The organism is Streptomyces sp. NPDC044044 (assembly GCF_056434405.1).
In genome coordinates, this window is record NZ_JBWKFG010000002.1 from 244,419 (window position 1) to 263,846 (window position 19,428).

Consider the following 19,428-nt stretch of genomic DNA (forward strand, 5'->3'; position numbering starts at 1 on the left):
TCAGTGGTTGTTGCCCGGGATCAGGAACAGATGGATCGACTGGTCCTTCTCGCGGAACCGCTCGTTGTCCGCGCCCTTCTTCGCCCGGTCGGACACGATGACCACGTAGTCGGCCGAGACCCAGGACACGCCCTCGGGGTTGCCGTAGAGCGGGCGGCCCTTGCTGTCGGTGGGCAGGCGGTGGACCGTGCCCTCGTCGACCTCCCACTTCTTGGTGGAGATGCGGCCCACCCAGAGCGCGGACGACGCCTGCGAAAGGACGGCGATCCGGCCGTCGCGCACGGACACGCTGCTGTAGTCCTCGAAGGGAAGTGACTTGGGCAGCCGGATCGTGGCCGTGTTGATCCAGCGCTTGCCGCCGCGCCGGAAGACCTGGATGCGGCCGCCCCCCGGTGTCCTGCCTTTCTTGCCGCCCTCGCACCGGTTTCCCTCGCACAGCGCGAGGAGGTGGCCCGTGCCCGAGCGCTCGACCCACTCCAGGCCCTCCATGCCCTTGTTGGCGTCCGCCAGGTCGAACTCCAGCTGCGCCGATCCGACGGGGCGCAGCTTCCCGTCGTACTCCTGGACGCGGGCGCGGAAGCCCTTGGACTTGACCGGCTCGGCCTCGCTCAGCGTGTAGTAGTGGTCCCGCCGCTCGTCGTGGGCGAGATCCTCGTACCCCTCGTTCGCCTTCGCGCCGCCGGACTTCTTCCCCTTGGCGCGGGTCAGGACGCCGTTCTCCGGGGCCTTGGGCGACAGCTCGCTGCTGACCCGGATCAGGGAGGGCAGGTTGTCGCAGACGATCAGGAAGGCACCGTCACGGTAGATGACGCCGCTCGCCTCCAGGCGGGTGCCCGCGCCGTCGCCGATCAGGTCCTGGATCTTCGCTTCCTTGACCAGGCGGAGCTCACGCGCCGCCGACTTCTTCGTCGATGTCATGAGGGCAGTACCTCCATCGCGCCAGGGAACGTCGCCCCGCTGGCTCCGTTCGGGTAGGTCTTGCGCAGCTCGGCGAGCTGCTGGCGTGCGTGGTCGTAGCGCATGCGCGTGTAGTGGAAGATCCCGTACGTGAACTGCGAGCCCCGGCTCATCTCCCACTGCCGGTACGCGGCGCGGTACACCTCGTCGTTGGTGAACTGCCGTCCGGTGAAGGGCTGTCCGTGCGGGCTGGTGGACTCTCCGTACGCGGCGGACGAGATGAGCTGCCACAGGCCGTCGGTCCGCCCCGAGCCCTCCGCGCCCAGCAGCGCGGCGACCCGCTCCGGGCCGAACTCCGTGTCCAGGAGGAACTCGAGGTGATCGAGGTAGTACTGGCAGAAGTCGTGGTGCCGCAGCAGGTTGGTGAACAGCGGCAGGTGGGACACCTCGTGCGGCGCGTGGGTGATCCGGCAGTAGTTGCGGCTCATCGCGGGCCAGTCGAGCAGGTCCGTGTACTGCCACTGCGTCGAGAAGAAGTCGATGCCCGAGCTGTTGTCGTAGTCCCACGGGATGAACGTGAAGTACGGGCGCGCCATGAAGCCCGTCGGGTCGCCGAGCCGGCCCGAGTTGTAGAGGTAGTAGTTCGACGGTGTCGCGAAGTAGTTGTCCCAGCTTCCCAGGAGGACGTTGGCGCCCGCCCAGCGCAGGAAGGCCGGGACGTTCAGGACCTGCTCGACCGCGTCACGGAAGGCGTCGGTCGCGAACCGGCCCTCACCGCCCGTCAGTTGGACGCCGTTGACGGTCCTCACGAGTGTGGCGAGGTCGTCGTAGGTGTTGGCGGACGGGTTGTCCTCGTTCGTCTTCAGGCGGTACGTGCGGTCGTCCTCCAGGCTGCCCGCCGTGAAGTACTGCCGTCCGCCGTCGGCGCCGTCCGTGCCGGTGCGGTGCTCCAGGGTCGCGCAGCCGACGTCGCCGCAGTAGGCCTTGTAGAGGTTGCCCTCGGAGTTCTTGCCGAAGTGGTCCTTCAGGAACTTCTTGTCGACCTGCTCGATGACCGAGAAGAGGCCCATGTAGCGGTCGTTGATCGAGAACGTCGCGTACGTGTGCTGCGCCGCCGGGATGCCCGCGCGCTCCAGGAGCCGCCAGGCGACGGCCTCCCGCATCTGCGACGGGTCGTTGTACATCGCCTTGAGGTTGATCCGCTCCATGCCATAAAGCCGGTCCTCGCTCTCGCCGACCTCGAAGTCGACCTTCCAGGAGCGCTTGGGCGCGTGGGCCGTCATGTTGCCGCTGTTGACCATCGAGAACGACGGTGTCGCGAGCATCGTGTCGTTAGGCGTGCTGCTCCTGGCGAGGGTCAGCCGGGCGCCCTGCGGAGCCTGGATCACCTCGTCGGCCGTCAGGACGCCGGGCGGCCAGCCGGTGACCTTGACCTGATACATGTCCTGAGCGAAGAACTCCGCTTTGTTCTCCGCCGAGTTGAGGAAGTCGTCGACGATCCGCCCGATCGCGGTGAGCTGTCCGTCCGCGTCGAGAAGGACCAGGCTGCCGTCCGCCGACGTGGCACCCTGCTCGGCGAGCAGCAGGTCGTACAACGTGCTGAACTCGGCCTTCGTCCGCAACGCGGCATCGGCCGGGCCCGCTGTCGCGTTGGCCCGCTCGGCGAGCCGCCGCCCCGTGCCCGGAGCCAGCGCGGAGAGTGCGATGACCTGGTTCTTGAACGCGTCCCGGAACGTTCCCTTGCCGATGGTCCTGTCCACGAGGCCTCCCTGGCCTTCCTGGGGTGAACCTTTCTCTCTACGCCCGGTGCCGCGTGACCGCCAGACCGATATCCGGCCTGGCGGTCACGTGGTCCGTCAGACCCCGAGGATCCTGATCGAGGGGTGAATGGCCGTGTTCAGATACAGCTTTTCCTTCTTGTGCTCCTGCTCGAGCTCCATCACGAGCCGGTACCTGTGCACGCCCGGCTTGGCGGTGCTCAGGACTGTGCCGGCCCAGTAGTAGTAGACGGGCGTGAACTTGTCCCGCATGCGGTCGGGCATCCCGTAGATCTTCAGCTCGGTGAAGATCTTCCGCTCGGCCACGTCCTCCTCGTCACCCAGTTCGGTGTCGAGGAAGGTGATGTTGTTGATCTTCGGCATGGGGGGCCAGGTGCCGTCCCTGCGCTTCTCCATGTCGAGCGGGCGCACGATCCAGTTCAGGACCTGGCCCTGCTTGCAGACCGTCTCCAGGGACGACGTGCCCTGTCCCTTGCCGCCGATGCTGTTGTCCATCATGTAGATCGAGTCGCTCAGGGAACCCGTCTCCACCGCTCGCTCCATGTTGATGAGCGTCACGATGTTCAGCTGGACCGAGTTCAGCTGTCCGGGATTCTGCTTGTGGTGCACGCCGCTTGCCGACTTCTCCTGCACGCTGCTGCTCAACGCTCCTCCTTCGCGTACGCCGTCATGCCCGGACCTAGCCGATGAGGGACGACGACAGGGTGGTGGCGATCGGTTCGTCCCTCGTGCCCAGCTTGAACTTGATCTGGTACGTGACGTTGGGCGCGTCCTTCTTCACCGTGCCGATCCAGTAGGCGACGTCGGTGCCCGGATAGACCTTCCGCTCCGGTACGCAGATGGAGCTGTCGATCACGATGCCGTCGATGGCGACATACGCCTCGCACTCCAACGCGAGCGCGTTCCACAGGAGTTGGTCGCCCTTCCGGGCGCGCGTCTGCAGCTCCTCGGTGCCGAATCCGGTGGATCCCGCGGACTTGTTCGTGTCGTACATGTACAGGTGGCCCTGCATGTTGCCGGCTGCCAGGGCACCCACACAGTCCACTACGGCGGTGATGGAGATGGGCCGCTTCGCGGCGCCGGTCTCGCGCCGCCTGGGCGTGGTGGTCATCTGCTCCTCCTTCTGGCTGAAGTCCTTGCGGGATCAGTGGCTGCCGGGACGCGTTCCCGCGTCCGGGGGGATGGGCAGCAGGCCCATGCCCGCCTTGGTGAAGGCGTTGCGCCGGGGCTCCGAGGTGATCTTGAGCGTGGAGGGACAGATCAGGTTGACCGCCTCCCACCGCAGTTCGCCGTTGAGGCCCACCAGCTTGTGCAGTTGGATGCGCATCACGTACGAGTAGGTGCCCGGCCGCGAGGTGTCGACCGTCGCGGACCAGTACCAGCCGTCGGTGACCAGGTCCGGGGAGCCGTACTCCGCCGGGTACATGATCTTCGAGTCGACGGCCTCGCCGTAGATGTCGGTGATCACCGGGGCGGGGTAGGTGTACGCCGCCGTGTTGTCCTCGGTGACGACCTTGCCGGTCACGTCCAGGATCTTCTGCCCGGACATGCGGCCGCGCGTGCGCCGCGTGGTCTTGACGCGGGCACCGACGGTCTTGCGGATCTGGCTCAGCTGCTCGGCCTGGTCGACGCCTGCGACCGAGGACTTGGTCGCGAGGTCCTGGAGGTCTTCGAGCGCCTTCTCGTCGCTCCGCCGCGCCCGCTCGAACTCATAGCCGCGGGGGACGGTCGGCGGGATGGAACCCAGGCTGTACGGAAGCCAGTTGAGCACCTGCTCACTGGCCTGGGACCCGTCACTCCAGTAGGAGCCGTTGATCGCCGTCACGAGATCGCCGGTTCCCTGGTTCGTGGAACCCTGCAGCTTCATGTTGTCGAACAGGTAGGTGTTGCCTTCGAGTGACTCGGACTCCAGCGCACTGCCGACGTCCACGAGCACGATGATCGCCAATTGTTGGGGCATGATTCCGCCTTTGTCGCCGCTACTTGATTCCCGGCCCTTGCCGTCGAGCTCCGGCTGCTACTCGCACATCAACGCGGGGGTGTCGATGTGCATGACGCTGTTCTCGCCCTCGTACATCTGGAGTTCCAGGCGGTACTGGTAGGCGACCCCGGGCGTCAGCCAGTTGGGCACCACGCCCGTCCAGACGTCGAGGTCGAGCTTGTCGCCCTCGGAGTGGTTGCCGCCGCCCTGGGCGCCCTGCGCGTGGCCCTGGGACTGGCCTTGGGACTGGCCCTGGGACTGGCCGTGTGGCTGACCCTGGGGCTGTCCGTAGGGCTGGCCCGGCATCTGGCCTTGCGTTTGGCCCGGCGCCTGGCCTTGCGTCTGGCCCGGCGCCTGGCCTTGCGTCTGGCCCGAGGTCTGGCCGGACGTGTGGCCGTTCTGGTCCGCGGGCACGAACGAGATGTTCTTGATCTCGACCGGCGTCTGCAGGTCGACGGCCAGGGCGGACCACGAGACGACCTGGCCGGGCTTGACCACGGTGCACAGGTTCGGCGTCCCCTGGTGGGCACTGTTGTGACCGCCGTCGTCCATCATGCAGAGGTTGCCGTCGAGCAGCGTGCTGCCCGAGAGCGCTCCGATGACGTCGACGACAGCGATGATGTTGACTTGGTGCTTCATCCTCACTCCTCCTGTAGGCGCTCTGTCGGCGCTAGCCCCGGTCCCGCACCAGCGGGACCTTGCCGACGGCCGTCCGCTCGATCTCGGCCGAGAGCCGGGGCACGAACTTGAGCTGGAAGCTGTAGCCGGTCTTCTCGATCGACGCGGGGTTCGCTTCCCCGTGGTTGAACAGCGAGAGGGAACGCGGCAGGGCGTTCACGAACACCTGCTGGATGCCGTAGGGACCGAGGGTCGTGTCCGTCCGGTACGTCATGCCGAGCACGTCGTCCACCGAGACGAACAGGGTGATGGTCCGGCCCTCGCGGTGGTTCACGAACTGGACGTCGTGCGCCACCGCGTCCAGGTCCACCGCCTCGGCGGCCTTCAGCTCGTCGCGCAGCGCGGCGAAGGCGCGGGCGGCGGAGTACTGGCTGTCGTTGATGTGGAGCACGTCGCCGGTGCGGCCGGCGAACTCGAACCGCTGGGTCTTCAGGCCGGGGCCATCGGTCCGTGGCCGCCGGATCATCCGGTCGCCCAGCTTGAGCCGCAGCAGCGGTGCCTCGTGGGCGTGCAGGCGGGTGACGACGAGCTCGCCCTCCTCGCCCTCGGGAACCCACTGCCCGTTCTCGTCGACGATCTCGATGAGGTGCAGGCCGGGCACCGCCGACAGGTCGGGCGACGCGGGGTCGAGCTGCAGGCCGATGGTCTCCGCCTGGGTGGCGGCGAAGTAGCTGAGGATCGCCAGGTTCGGGTACAGCGCCTTGAGCTCCACGCGCTTGCGCTGCGAGAGCACCCCGCTGCCGTACAGGGCGACGCGGAAGCTCTCCCTCGACTCCTTGCGCATGCCCACGCCGAGCTCGCTGAGGATCCCGATGCCCGCGGAGATCCCCATCAGGGCCTTGGGGCCCTTGTACGAGAACATGTGCTCCAGGACGGGGGCCGTGACGGGGCCCGCGCCGACGTAGTTGACGCCGGGCACGTGCTGCAGCACGCCGCCCACCATCGTGCCGCTGCTCCACATCTGGTAGTCGGCCAGCGTGGTGAACAGCCACTTGGGGTCGGCGCCCGCGAGGTGGCTCGCGAGCTGATAGGCGCCCATGAAGCGGCCCGCGATCTCGTACGTGTCCTTCAACTCCCGCAGGGAGTACACGACTTCGAGAGGACGGCCGCCGCTGGTGCCGCCGCTCGCCACGATCTCGAACTCGCCGCGGGTGAGGGGCACCACCATGCCGGGCCGCGAATCCATGAAGAAGTCGCGCTGGATGTCCTTGTCCGACAGCGGGATCCGCTGCCACTCCTCGTACGTCTCGGGGGCCTGCACGGTCCCCGCGTTGCGCAGGCGGTCGCGCCACAGTGGATTGAGCATCGCCGTGTTCACCATTTGCTGGAGACGACGCAGTACGACGGCTTCCTGAACGTCGTGCGACACCTCGCTGTACGGCGCCTGGCAGACCCGTTCGCATTCACGTAACTTCTCGGCGAACGAAGGAAGTGCGGTTACGGCTTCAACTGATTCCGGCAGCAGCTCACCGTCCGGGATGAGCCAGTCGGCCAGTTCACGGGCGCCGCCAGGCGTCAGTGCGGTCGGCGGAACGTGCGTGGCCTGTGGAACATGAGATGTACTCAACATCCGTCCCCTCTAAGCTGTTTCTGTTGCCGCTTCGCTGCTGAGCAGGTCCTGACCTGTCCTGCGGATTTCGGAGATGAGCATCCGGAAGTGTTCGCCGGTGATCTGATGGTTCATCATGACCACGCGCAGTGCGGCCACACCGTCGACGTTCACTTTCGAGATGAAGAAATTTCCCCGGAGCTTCACGCTGTTACGGATGGCGATCTGGAGGCGATGGACATCCTCCTTCCTGATTCCGTCCGGGTGATATCGGAAGCACAGGATGTTCGCTTCCGGGCGGTGCAGTGCCTCGAAGTCGGGCTCGGCCCGCACGATGCCGTGGGCCTCCTCCGTCAATTGGCAGAGATACTCGATCTTCTCCGCGAACAGGGCAGGTCCGTACATGGCCCAGAGCGACCACAGGGTCATGATCATGGGCCGTTTCGTGCACTCGAAGTTCTTGCCCCCGCTGTCGTACGCGGTATATATGTCCGGCTCCTCGTCGAACACATAACTGGCCTTCTGCCGGAACGCGGTGAGACTCGCCTCCTTGTCCCGGTAGAAGAGCATCGTGCACGGCGCGGGCACGAACATCATTTTGTGCGCGTCCCAGGTCAGGGAATCCGCCTTGTCGATTCCGCGCAGCCTCTCGCGGAGCGTGTCCGACACCAGGAGACTCGCTCCGTGGGCGCCGTCGACGTGCAGCCAGAGGTCCCTTTCCCGTGCCAGGTCGGCCAGTTCGTCGATGGGGTCGAAGGCGCCCACCGATGTGCTGCCGGCCGAGGCGACGAGGCAGAACACCTTCAGGTTCTGCCGCTCGGCCGCCTCCAGGGCGGGCCGTGCGTCCGCCACGGAGATCTGCCCCCGGTCGTTCAGCGGAAGCCGTACGAGCTGTGCGTCGCCGATGCCCATCACGCCGGCTGCCCGCGCGACGCTGTAGTGCACGTCCGAGCCCACCGCGATGGCGGGCCGCGGCTGGCCCCGAAAGGAGGAGCCGCCCTCGGACCAGTAGCCCGGCAGCTTCTGGTTGCGGGCCGCCAGGAGCGCGGTGAGGTTCGCAAGGGACCCGCCTGATGTGGTCACCATGGTGAACCGCGCCGGATCCCAGCCGATGAACCGGTTCAGTTCATCGGCCATGATCCGTTCCACCGCGTTGGGCAGCTGGGCCGCCTCGTAGAACGAGGCCGGCTGGTTGACCACCGAGCTGACGAAGTCGATGACGCCGGCGAGCGGTACGACGCCCGAGAACTGGCGGCCCATGTACCCGGGCGAGTGCACCTGGATGCCGGTCCTGATGTACAGGTCGATGATCCCGGCCAGCTTCTCCTCGTCGAACGTCGCGACCCTCTCGCGCTCCGTCGTCATCAGGGCCTTCGCCGCCTCCGACAGCGTCGTGGGATCGATCAGTTCGAGACCCCTGATGGAGAGATCGGAAAGGTGCTTCTCCAGCTTCGCAAGAGCGGTTTCGGAAGTTTCCCGGAACAGTTGAGCATCGAACGCATCGAGCAGTAATCCGCTCCCGTCGGAAGCGGGATTGTGCGGTCGAGATTCCGTCACGGGGGTCTCCTTCGGAAAGTCCCTGTGTTGCCCGACATGTAGGTGTGGGGCGGACGCGGACTGCGCAGAGTCCAGCGTTTTGAGCATGCCGATGGGCAGAAGGACTTCGAATACCGATTCGATTCCGATGGGGCGGCCCGGCTGGTCAAGCCGGGCAGCACCATCTGCTCCGGCGGCACCCGGTCAGTGGCAGCCGCGCAGAGCCCCCTAGAAAGAACAGCCTTTGGTGTTACAGGGCGGCACGGACCCCCCGGTTCTCGCGCCACACCCACACGATCGGCTTTCCCCCCTCGTGCCCCTCGTGTTTCCCCCCACTTGGAGCAACCGTAGAGCCATCTGTTTCGAAGAGGTGGTTATTTCAATGGTCTGTCCAAAAAGAAGCGCGGGCCGCCTGACGGGCCGTCAATGGCTCCTTGCCTCATCTGTATTCACTGGTACCTCGGTCGGCGGACGGCGTCCTCGGCTTTAGGACAGCGACCGGTCGTTCCCGCTCCAGGTGATGTAAGGAGTCAAGGGGGTATTCATCGACGAAATCCGGTCATGGGTAAAAGCTGCTTGCCGTTGTCATGTGCCTGTCGAGACTGTGATGTTTTCGGCAGGGGGAGCGTCTCATTCTGGGCGGGTGAAATTCTGGCCATGGTCGGCAGTCGCGTTGATCGCCATTTCACTTGAATACGAAAAGAAAGAGGGTGGCGGCCCGTGGGGCCGCCACCGGATGTGGCATCAGTGGTGTGCAGTGCAGTGCAGTGCAGTGCAGTGCAGTGGCGCAGTGGTGTCAGTCGTCCACGGCGTCGAGCACGTCGCCCAGATCCACGAACTTGAAGTTGGTGGAGGGGCGTTCGGGGTCACCCGGTGCGTCGTGACCGTCCTGCACGACGAGCAGGCCGTGCGGATACCTGGCGCCGAGCGGCTTGTTGAGGACCGCGGCACCGTCGCATTCCTCGGACCCGTCGAGCGCGGATGAGGCCGCGGTGATGCGGAAGCCGCCCTCGTACTCGTTGTGGTCGGACAGCTCGCGGTCGTAGGCCGCGAAGGTGTTGTCACCCTGGCTGGAGGCCAGCAGTCGGCCGTCGCCGCTCCCGTCGCCTTCGTCCAGGAGCGTCAGGCCCTCGACGTCGGCCTTGAGGTGCTTGCCGCCGTAGCCGGGGTCGGTGCCCGCCTCGCACTCCTCGGTCGAAGGGTCGTACGTCCCTGGTACGCCGAACTCACGTACCTTGTCGACCAGTTGGGGCTTTCCGGTCAGGTCGGCGCGGAGCCGCCAGATGCCGACGTCCTCCTGTCCCGCGTAGAGCGTGCCGTTGGCCGGATCCACGACCATGCCCTCCACCTGCGGCAGTTCGCCCGGCTCGCCGCACGGCGACCACGAAGTGCCGTTCGGCAGCCGGAAGTCGGCGGGCAGGTCGAGTGTGCGGACCTTGCGGTAGCCGACCGTGCCGTCGCTCTTCGGGGTCAGTTCGAGGAGCGCGATGCTGGTCCGCTCCCGCCGGCTGACCAGGGCGTAGGACCGGCCCGTCGACGGGTTCGTCCAGGTCGCGAGTCCGTATGCGGTGCGCTGCTCGTTGATCTGCTCCTGCGAGGACGAGAAGACGGGCGCGGCGGACGGGTCGGTGACGTCGGTGAGCGGGCCGCCGGCGCGGTCGCGGTCGATGCGGTAGACCCGCAGCCGGTCGCTGCCGCGGTCGCTCGTCACGGCGAGGTCGGCGCGGCCCGACGGCAGGCGAAGGCCGTGCACCAGGTCGACGTTGTTGAAGCGGCCGGGTGCGTCGTCAGGTCCGGGCGCGGCGGGCGCGGGAACGGACTGCACCTCGCGCGCGGCGAGGTCGTACACGCGAAGACCGCCCTGCTTGGCGGTGGCGACGACCAGGCTGCGGTCCGGGTCGGCGTCGTTGCGCCAGATCGCCGGGTCGTCGGCGTCGGCGTCGCCGCCCGCTTCGTCGTCGTGCAGGGCGGGGGTCTCGGCGCGCGGCTCGACGGCGGGCAGGGGCGTGGCCGCGAGGGCGTCGGCGTTCAGGGGCACGGCGGCGGCGATCGCGGCGAGGACCGTGACGAGGGCGAGCCGACCGTAAGTGGACTGTTGTCTGAGGGAGTTGGCCATGAAGGAGATCCTCTCTGTCATGGGCATTCCATGACAGAGAGCACTCTGTGATCTTGCCGTGAAGCCTTTCCGGCAGATACGGCGTCGGGCGGAGGGCCATGGGGTGAACGGACGGTGCCGCCTTCGGCCGCCCGTTGATACCTTTCACTTGTCGAGTCACTCGTCGAGTGAAAGCAAACGATTTCACTCGCGGCGAGCAGCGAGAGAGGGGCACGCGGGTGCTGACGGAAGAGCGGCGTGAAGCGATCCTGCGCATGGTGGAGCGCCGGGGGACCATCAAGGTCAAGGAGGCGGCCGCCGAGATGGGTGTCTCCGCCGTCACCTTGCGCCAGGACGTGCGGGACCTGGCCGCCCGCGGGCTCGTCGTCCGTGTGCACGGTGGCGCGATGTCCCCGTCCGCGGCCCGGCAGGCCACGTCCTCAGGCCCCGCGGCGCCCAGGCCTGCGGTGCGTCAGGGACACGTACTGGGCCTCGTCGTGCCCCCGGGGAGCTACTACTACCCCGAGATCATCCGAGGTGTGCAGGACGCGGCGCGCACGCACGGCGTCCGCGTCGTGCTCACGGTCTCCGGCGAGACGCTGGCGGACAACAAGGAGCAGGTGCGGCGGCTCGTCGCGACGGGCGCCGACGGTCTGCTGCTGATGCCGCGCGCGGGCCTCGAACCCGCCGAGGAGGCCGAGGAGTGGCTGAGCGGCCTCGATGTGCCGGTCGTCCTCGTGGACCGGCGGGCCGGTGCGCAGGCCGGACGTCTTGAGCAGGTCGCGTCCGACCACGCCTTCGGCGCGGGCCTCGCGGTCCGGCATCTCGCGGCTCTGGGGCACGAGCGGATCGCGCTGGTGGCCAGGGTCGAGAGCCCGAACACGCCCCTGATCCGCGAGGGTTACGCCGCGGCGTGCGCCGCCCTGGGGCTGCCGACGGGCCCGGAGCACCACATCGGTTCCGCCGACGAGCCCGCCCCGTTCGAGGAGCAGTTGGCGGATCTCGTACGGGCCGTCGAGGCGGGCGAGGTCCGGGCGGCGCTGGTCCACAACGATCTGGACGCCGTCACCCTCGTCGGTCTCCTGCAGGCCCGCGGCCTCGGCGTTCCGGAGGATCTGGCCATCGTCACGTACGACGACGAGGTCGCCGAGTTGAGTGATGTCCCGCTCACGGCCGTGGCGCCGCCCAAGCGGGCGGTGGGGGAGTGGGCGGTCGACCTGATGATGCGCAGGCTCGCCGACGCGGGCCCGCCGCTCGCCGAGCTGCTGCTCCGCCCCGAGCTGCGGGTCCGGGCGTCCAGCGGGGCGCTCCTGGAGGCCGCCGGGCGCAAGTAGGGGGTGATCCGCCCGCATTGTTTGCTTTCGTTTGGCGTTGAATGAAAGCGAAAGCATTGACGAAGCCTTGGTGCTGGCTAATGATTTCGTTCGACATCCCAGCGAACGATCGGCGAACATCATGCTTCGCAGAACCACGGCCGCCCTGGCCGGCCCTGTCGTGGCCCTCGCCCTGCTTGCCACGGCGTGCGGAGGGGCAGACCAGGGGTCCGCCTCCGCGGCCAAGAAAACCGGAAAGGTCACCTTCTGGTCCTTCGTCAAGGGTTCCGACGAGGTGGCCGCGGCTTTCAACCGAAGCCACCCGGACATCAAGGTGACCTTCGAAACGGTCCCGTCGGGGCAGGAGTACTACTCCAAGCTCACCAACGCGGTGAAGGCCGGCACCGCCCCGGACGTCGCGGTCGTCGAGTACCCGAACCTGCCGGAGTTCGCGGCCCAGGGCAAGATCGAGGACCTGAGCGCAACGCTCGGACCCGTAGTGAAGGACCAATTCCCGCAAGCTGTACGCCAGTTGGTCGACCTCGGCGGCAGAACCTGGGCGGTCCCCCGTGACGCGGCGCCCCTGATGATGATGTACCGCAAGGACTTCTTCGCCCGGCACAAGATCGGCGTACCCAAGACATGGGACGCCTACCGCACCATGACCGAGCAGGTGAAGAAGGCCGACCCCGACGCCCGCGGCGGGGTCCTCTACACCGACAACCCCGGTCTCCTGAGCGCGCTCACCTGGCAGGCGGGCGGCAAGTGGTTCACCGCAGGGAAGGACTCCTGGAAGGTGACGGTCGACGACGGCCCGTCCAAGAAGGCCGCGGGCTACTGGGGCGACCTCGCCCGCAAGGACCTCGTCCGCTCGCTGAGTTCACTGGACCCGTTCTGGACGAGCGTCCAGAAGAACCAGACCGTCGCCTACGTCTGCGCCAGCTGGTGCGCCGGAGCGCACCAGGCCACCGTCCCCGACCAGAAGGGCAAATGGGCCGTGGCCCCCGTGCCCACCTGGGACGGCGAGCCGGCCTCGGGCATGTACGGAGGCTCGTCCTTCGTGATCCCGAAGGGGTCCGACAACAGCGGCGCCGCCGCCGAGTTCATCAAGTGGATCACCACGGACCCCGAGGGCATGAAGGCATGGGTGTCCTCCGGCACCAGCAGCATGTTCCCCGCCGACCCGAAGCTCGTGCCGGTCACCAAGAAGGCCTTCGGCACGGAGTACTTCGGCGGACAGGACGTCTATGCCATCGGCGCGGAGTCGTACCGGGCGATCCGGCGCGGCTGGACCTGGGGCCCCGCCATGGGCACCACCAACACCGCGATCGTGGACGAACTCCCCAAGGTCGCCGAGGGCAAGGCAGACCTGCCCGGGGTGCTCTCGGACGCCGAGAGGACCACCGTCAAGCACATGAGGCAGCGCGGCATGAAGGTCGCCGCCCCGTAAGGACCCGGCTCCTTGCCGCGCACCCCTGGGTGGGCCGCGCGCCCGCTGAATCCCGCGCCCGCTGAGCGGGCCGCGCGGCCCACTCGCCCCACGCGTCACCCAGAAAGGCCGTCATGGCATCCCCATCCACGCGCGGACAGAGCCGCGCCGCCACGCTGCTTCTGTCACCGTTCTTCGTCCTGTTCACGGTCGTCACGCTTGCCCCGCTGGCGTACGCGGCCTGGCTGAGCCTGTTCACCACTCGCACATCCGGCCTCGGGTTCGGCGGTACGGAGAACGTCTTCTCCGGCCTGGACAACTACGCGGAGGCGTTGACCGACCCGCAGTTCCTGGACGGCTTCCTCGTCATCGCCGCGTACTGCGCCCTCTACATTCCGGTGATGATCGGCGGGGCACTGGTACTCGCCCTGCTGCTCGACAGCGGCCTGGCCAAGGCCCGGTCCTTCTTCCAGGTGGCGCTGTTCCTGCCGCACGCGGTGCCGGGTCTCATCGCCGCGCTGATCTGGGTGTACCTCTACACGCCGGGCCTGAGCCCGGTGATCGACCTCCTGAAGTCCGGCGGCATCGACATCAGCTTCCTGTCGGCCGACGTCGCGGTGTTCTCCGCGGCCAACATCGCCGTGTGGGAGTGGATGGGCTACAACATGGTCATCTTCTACGCCGCCCTGCAGGCCGTGCCCCGCGAGACGCTGGACGCGGCGAAGGTCGACGGCGCGGGTGCCATCCGCACGGCGCTGGCCATCAAGGTCCCGATGATCCGCCCGTCGATCGCGCTGGCCGTCCTGTTCACCGTCATCGGATCGATCCAGCTCTTCACCGAGCCGAAGGTCATCTACAGCGCCTCCAGCGCGATCGGCAGCACCTGGACACCCAATATGTACGTCCAGACGGCCGCCTTCCAGAACAACGACTTCGGCCTCGCGGCAGCCGCTTCGCTGCTGATCGCCGTGTTCGCCGCCGTGCTGTCGTTCGTCGTCACCCGTATCTCACGCCGTGGGAGCAAGCCGTGACCAAGTCACCGTCCGTCCTGCTGTCCAAGGCAGGGGTCACCGCGATGCTGGGGCTCGCCACCCTCTACACCCTGCTGCCGCTCACCTGGCTGCTGCTGTCCTCCACCAAGAGCCGCGAGGACCTGTTCGGAACGAACGGCTTCTCCCTGGGCGACGAGATCCACCTCGCCGAGAACCTGGAGCAGCTGTTCGCCGCCGACGACGGCGTCTACCTGCGCTGGGTGCTCAACACCGTGGGGTACGCCGGTGTCGGCGCCCTGCTGGCATCGCTGTTCAGCGTCGCCGCCGGGTACGCCTTCGACAAGCTCGTGTTCCCCGGAAAGGAGCGGCTGTTCTCGCTGGTCCTGCTCGGCGTGATGGTGCCCGGCACGGCGATGGCGATCCCGCTCTACCTGCTCGCCGCCGAAGCCGGCGTGGTGAACACGTTCTGGAGCGTGTTCGTGCCCGGCCTCGTCTTCCCCTTCGGCGTGTATCTGGCCCGCGTCTTCAGCGCCGCCTACGTGCCGGACGAAGTCCTGGAAGCGGCCCGGATGGACGGGGCTGGGGAGTTCAGGTCCTTCTGCCGCGTCGCCCTCCCGATGATGGCACCCGGCTTCGTGACCATCTTCCTCTTCCAGTTCACGCAGATCTGGAACAGCTTCTTCCTGCCCCTGGTGATGCTCTCCGACCAGGACCTCTACCCGGTCAACCTCGGTCTTTACGTGTGGTATTCCTCCGCGCTCTCCCAAGGGCACCCCGAGGACTACCTGCTGGCCGTCGTCGGTTCGCTGGTGTCCGTCGTACCGCTGATCATCGTCTTCCTGATGCTCCAGCGGTTCTGGAAGTCCGGCATGACCGCCGGCGCCGTCAAGTAGGCCACGAGCGATCCACCACCGTGAGGAATCCCCGTATGCACCCGACCGTGGCCTCCCGGCCCCGCGCCCTGTTCGCCATGGGGCGCCGGCACCGGGACGCGATGTTCCCGTCTGCCGAGAGGCAGCGTCTGACGGCGTACGTCGACATCGATCCGGACCATGTGACCGAGAACTTCGACGACGAACCGGCCCTGAAAGACGTGGAAATCCTGATCACCTCCTGGGGCTGCCCGGTCCTCGACGAGGACCTACTGGCCCGCGCACCGGCCCTGAAGGCGATCGTGCACGCGGCAGGGAGCGTCAAGCACCATGTGACGCAGGCCTGTTGGGACCGCGGGATCGCGGTCTCCTCGGCCGCCGCGGCCAACGCCGTACCCGTCGCCGAGTACACCGTCGCCGCGATCCTCTTCGCCAACAAGCGGGTCCTGGAGATCGGCGGCATTTACCGCGAGCACCGTGACGTGTCCGACTGGTCGCAGCGTTTCCCGGGGTTCGGCAACTACCGCAGGACCGTGGGTGTGGTCGGTGCCTCGCTCATCGGCCGCAAGGTGCTCGAACTGCTGCGGCCCTACGAACTGGATCTGCTGCTCGCCGACCCGTACGTCGACGCGGAACAGGCGGCGGCACTCGGCGCCCGGCACGTCGGCCTCGACGAACTCGTCGCGGACTCGGACGTCGTCTCGCTGCACGCCCCCGCCCTGACGGAGACCCACCACATGCTGGACGCCCGCAGGCTGGCGTCGATGCGGGACGGCGCCACTCTCATCAACACGGCCCGCGGTTCCCTCGTCGACACCGCCGCGCTCACCGCCGAAGCCGCGAGCGGGCGCATCCACGCGGTCATCGACGTCACCGAGCCGGAGGTGCTGCCCGCGGCATCACCGCTCTACTCCCTGCCCAACGTCCTGCTCACCCCGCACATCGCGGGCTCGCTCGGCGGCGAGCTCCGGCGTATCACCAGCAGTGCCATCGACGAAGTCGTGCGCTACTGCTCACACAGACCGTTCGCCCACGCCGTCCACCGGGCGGCCTTGGCGACGTCGGCCTGACGGGCGGGGCGGCGGCCCCCACGCACCGCCCTCACCACAGGCCACCAGCGCTCTCCCGTGAGCTCCGCTCACCCACTTGTGCGCTGTCCCCCCCCACATGTCCCGCACTGACAAAGGAGTTCACGTGCGACAACACACATCGATGAGCAGGCGCAGACTGCTCCGGGCAGGCGGAGGCATCGGGCTCGCCGCGGCAGCGGCACCGCTGCTCAACGCGAAGGCCCAGGCCGCGCCGGAAGGATTCCGTACCAGGGTCACCGATCTCGGCCCCGGCATCGTCCAGTTCGCGCTGATGAGCGGGATCCAGGTCGGCGACACCGTCTACATCGGATCACGCAATCTCACTCCCACCCGGGTGATCGGGTTCCATCTGCCGACCCGCAAGGTGGTTTCGCAGACCGAACTCGGCTACGGGCACTCGATCCAGGCGCTCGCCGCCGACAAGGACGGCAAGTACCTGTACGCCGGCATCCTGACCAAGGGTGACGAGGGCAGGCCCAACCTCTTCCGGTGGGACCTGAGCACCCCGGACAAGCCCGCCGTGGGCGTCGGCCGGACCGAGGACCGTGACATCCGCGAGCTGGCCGTCGCCCCGGACGGCACTGTGTACGCCGTGGGCGGCATACCCGGCAAGGCCCCAGCGCTGTGGATGTACGACCCGGCCGACGGCAAGATGACCAACCTCGGCATCCCCGACCCGAAGGCCACTCTGGCCAGGGCCGTCGCGGCCACGGACAAGACTGTCTTCTTCGGAGCAGGCAGCATCCTGTCCGGCGGCGGCGAGGCCGCCAAGGCGTCGCTGTACGCGTACGACCGGGCGACGGGCAGGTTCAGTAACGTCACACCGTCGGAACTGGAGAAGGACCCCAGCCTGCGTGAGCTCGCTGTCGTCGGCGACCGCCTCATCGTCGGCACATCGGGTTCGACCCAACCCGCCAAGCTGGCCGTGCTGGACCTGGCCGACCTCTCCTCGTACGAGGTGAAGACCACCGAGGGCACGGTGGTCAAGAACCTGACCGCCAGGGGCGACGTGATCTACTTCGCCTCCGACGCCGGTCTGTACTCCTACTCGGCGGTGACCCAGGCGCTCGCCGCCGTCACGTTCGAGGGTCCCGACCTCGGTGAGATCTGGGGCCTCGACCACGCCGACGGCACACTGACCGTCGTCTCGGGTTACGGCTTCGTCGGCGAGATCGACACGGCCGCCGGTACGTCCGTCATCACGGAACTCGGCAAGGCGGGTGCACCCCTCAGCCCGCAGACCGCGATGGGCATCGCCGCCGACGACCAGTACGTCTTCGTCGGTGGCAACAACGTCATCGCACGCCATGAGGTGGGCACCGGCAAGGTGGTCAACCTCCGTGCGCCCGGCGAGGCGAAGGACGCCGAGCTGCTTTCCGGTGTGCTCTACACCGGCCAGTACAGCTCGCAGGGCATATGGGCGTACGACCCGTCGGACGACGAGCAGCCCCACCAGATCGCCTCGTTCCCGAGCGAGCAGAACCGGCCGCTCGACATCTGCCACGACCCGGTCAACCGGCTGATGCTCGTCGGTGCGGAGTCCGACACCGAGGGCGGTGGCTCGCTGTGGACCTACTCCCCGAGGACGGGCAAGAAGCGCGTCTTCATCAACCCGGTCGACGACGTCCAGCTGGTGCGCGCGGTCGCCACCCGGAAGGGCGTCGCGTACCTCGGCGGTGACAACCCCACCACGAAGGGGCCGCGCGGCACGGTCGTCGCCTTCGACCCGGTCGTTGGGAAGGAGCTGTGGCGCGTCGACCTCCCTGATTCCCTGACCACGGGAGTGGCCGCACTGGCGGTTCAGGGCGGCAACCTTTACGGACTCACCAGGAAGGGCGGCTTCTTCGTCATCGGCCTGCGGGCCCGCAAGGTGGTCTACACCGCCGACCACGGTGACATCTGTCCCGGATTCGCGGCCATGGTCACCAGCCGGGGAAGGGTCTACGGCGTCTCCGACACGACCCTCTTCCGCTTCGACCCGAAGACCTTCGCCGTCAGCGAGGTCGTACCCGAGATCAACGGTGCGTGGTACAGCGGTCCCCACGTCAACGCCGACAGCGACGGCAGGCTCTACACGTTGCGAGGCCACGACCTCGTCCGGATCGACGACAAGATCGACGACAAGAAGGCGGGCTGAGCATGGTGAACGAGCAGCGCAGGACGACGCACCGGTCGACGCGGAAGGCACGGACGAGGGTGCGGACCGCTGCCGCCGCGGGGCTTGCAGGGACGTTGACGATCGTTGGCCTGGCCACCGCCCAGGCGGGGCAGGAGGAGAAGCCCCGGCCCGCGAAGAGTGAGGCCAAGGGCGCGTCGTCCCTGCTGAACGTCGACTACAAGGACGGCAGCCTGAACTCCGGCATCCCCGAGCTGACGACGACGCACGCCAAGGCGAAGGACGCGTCGTACACCGTCAAGTCCGGGGACGACCACGCCATCGCGCACAAGGTGACACTCGGCGACTCCGACTACGTCTCCGACGGAGCCCCGCGCAGCGAGAGCGCCACGAACGATGTCCCCGCGGGGAAGATCCACGTGGGCGACGAGCACCGGTACGAGTTCAGCGTGCTCCTGAAGGACTGGAAGCTCTACGAACCGGGTGACTCGGACAGCGGCGACATCATCTTCCAGGGGAAGCACGCGGGCGGAAACCTGCCGTCCTTCTACCTCATGACGAAGCGGAACAGCATCGCCTTCCGGTCGCCGACCCTAGACCTGCAGTCCACCGTGGTCGATGACTTCCGTGCGCACGTCGGCAAGTGGATGACCTTCCGGGTCGACGTGAGCTGGACCGACGACAAGACCGGCTACTACAAGATCTCCACCCGGATGCCGGGCGAATCGGACTTCACCCCGCGCAAGACGTACGAGAACGTGCAGACCTTCCACCCCAAGAACGCGACCGACTTCGGCTACGTCAAGTGGGGCCTCTACCGCCCCGACGAGTCGATCGAGGAGGGCGACGTGCCGACGCGCGTCATCTATCACGACAACATTCGCATCGAGGATCTCTCGTGACGTAGCGCCCACTCGGGTCAGGGCCGCGGCTTCCCGCGCCCCCGCAACAGCCGCCGCTGCGGGGGCGCGGGAGCAGACCTCCCGCCTGCACTTCCGTTCCGCACCGTCATCACGTCATCCACACACCGCCCCGTGTTGAGTCCGTGCTGCCGGGAAAGGCGCATGGGGTCCTTCGTGATCCCAGACCGACGAATCGGAG

Annotated in this window: 16 protein-coding genes; 7 read left to right on the top strand and 9 right to left on the bottom strand. The window is 67.5% G+C overall.

Translation table 11 applies throughout. The annotated features are described in order from the left end of the window. From AC07AG_RS07055 to AC07AG_RS07095, 9 genes are all read right to left on the bottom strand, one after another. A complete protein-coding gene (locus tag AC07AG_RS07055) occupies window positions 1-918 on the bottom strand; it encodes a hypothetical protein (protein ID WP_478752692.1) in 918 nt (305 codons plus the stop codon). Next, window positions 915-2,657: a CotH kinase family protein gene (locus AC07AG_RS07060; RefSeq protein WP_478752694.1), complete on the bottom strand. Its 1,743-nt coding sequence runs from the start codon at window positions 2,655-2,657 to the stop codon at window positions 915-917. Before AC07AG_RS07060 ends, AC07AG_RS07055 begins: the two co-directional genes overlap by 4 nt. 96 nt (window positions 2,658-2,753) lie before the next feature. Next, window positions 2,754-3,320: a hypothetical protein gene (locus AC07AG_RS07065; RefSeq protein WP_478752696.1), complete on the bottom strand. Its 567-nt coding sequence runs from the start codon at window positions 3,318-3,320 to the stop codon at window positions 2,754-2,756. A 34-nt stretch (window positions 3,321-3,354) separates the two neighbouring features. Then, window positions 3,355-3,786 carry a hypothetical protein gene (locus AC07AG_RS07070; protein WP_249586961.1) on the bottom strand — a complete coding sequence of 144 codons (432 nt, stop codon included), beginning with the start codon at window positions 3,784-3,786 and terminating at the stop codon, window positions 3,355-3,357. Between the two features lie 33 nt (window positions 3,787-3,819). Continuing rightward, window positions 3,820-4,635 carry a hypothetical protein gene (locus AC07AG_RS07075; protein ID WP_478752698.1) on the bottom strand — a complete coding sequence of 272 codons (816 nt, stop codon included), beginning with the start codon at window positions 4,633-4,635 and terminating at the stop codon, window positions 3,820-3,822. 57 nt (window positions 4,636-4,692) lie between these two features. Beyond that, on the bottom strand, window positions 4,693-5,295 hold the full coding sequence (locus tag AC07AG_RS07080) for a hypothetical protein (protein ID WP_478752700.1): 603 nt from the start codon (window positions 5,293-5,295) through the stop codon (window positions 4,693-4,695). Between the two features lie 31 nt (window positions 5,296-5,326). Continuing rightward, window positions 5,327-6,904, bottom strand: coding sequence for a phenylacetate--CoA ligase family protein (locus AC07AG_RS07085; protein WP_478752702.1), 1,578 nt, complete (start codon window positions 6,902-6,904; stop codon window positions 5,327-5,329). Window positions 6,905-6,913: 9 nt separating this feature from the next. Beyond that, the gene (locus AC07AG_RS07090; RefSeq protein WP_478752704.1) at window positions 6,914-8,440 is read right to left on the bottom strand and encodes a pyridoxal phosphate-dependent decarboxylase family protein; all 1,527 of its coding nucleotides are present in this window, start codon (window positions 8,438-8,440) and stop codon (window positions 6,914-6,916) included. 775 nt (window positions 8,441-9,215) lie between these two features. Continuing rightward, on the bottom strand, window positions 9,216-10,535 hold the full coding sequence (locus AC07AG_RS07095) for a phytase (RefSeq protein ID WP_478753909.1): 1,320 nt from the start codon (window positions 10,533-10,535) through the stop codon (window positions 9,216-9,218). A gap of 218 nt (window positions 10,536-10,753) precedes the next feature. Here AC07AG_RS07095 and AC07AG_RS07100 point away from each other — a divergent pair, with 218 nt between their 5' ends. From AC07AG_RS07100 to AC07AG_RS07130, 7 genes are all read left to right on the top strand, one after another. Beyond that, on the top strand, window positions 10,754-11,848 hold the full coding sequence (locus AC07AG_RS07100) for a LacI family DNA-binding transcriptional regulator (protein WP_478752706.1): 1,095 nt from the start codon (window positions 10,754-10,756) through the stop codon (window positions 11,846-11,848). A gap of 121 nt (window positions 11,849-11,969) precedes the next feature. Next, window positions 11,970-13,277, top strand: coding sequence for an ABC transporter substrate-binding protein (locus tag AC07AG_RS07105; protein WP_478752708.1), 1,308 nt, complete (start codon window positions 11,970-11,972; stop codon window positions 13,275-13,277). Between the two features lie 113 nt (window positions 13,278-13,390). Next, a complete protein-coding gene (locus AC07AG_RS07110; RefSeq protein WP_478752710.1) occupies window positions 13,391-14,287 on the top strand; it encodes a carbohydrate ABC transporter permease in 897 nt (298 codons plus the stop codon). A 44-nt stretch (window positions 14,288-14,331) separates the two neighbouring features. Continuing rightward, entirely contained in the window at window positions 14,332-15,141 is an 810-nt protein-coding gene (locus AC07AG_RS07115) for a carbohydrate ABC transporter permease (protein ID WP_478753911.1), read from the top strand. A 35-nt stretch (window positions 15,142-15,176) separates the two neighbouring features. After that, entirely contained in the window at window positions 15,177-16,190 is a 1,014-nt protein-coding gene (locus tag AC07AG_RS07120; RefSeq protein WP_478752712.1) for a hydroxyacid dehydrogenase, read from the top strand. A 124-nt stretch (window positions 16,191-16,314) separates the two neighbouring features. Beyond that, window positions 16,315-18,348, top strand: a complete 2,034-nt coding sequence (locus AC07AG_RS07125; RefSeq protein WP_478752714.1) for an outer membrane protein assembly factor BamB family protein — start codon at window positions 16,315-16,317, stop codon at window positions 18,346-18,348. A gap of 2 nt (window positions 18,349-18,350) precedes the next feature. Continuing rightward, the gene (locus AC07AG_RS07130; protein WP_478752716.1) at window positions 18,351-19,229 is read left to right on the top strand and encodes a heparin lyase I family protein; all 879 of its coding nucleotides are present in this window, start codon (window positions 18,351-18,353) and stop codon (window positions 19,227-19,229) included. Window positions 19,230-19,428 lie beyond the last annotated feature (199 nt).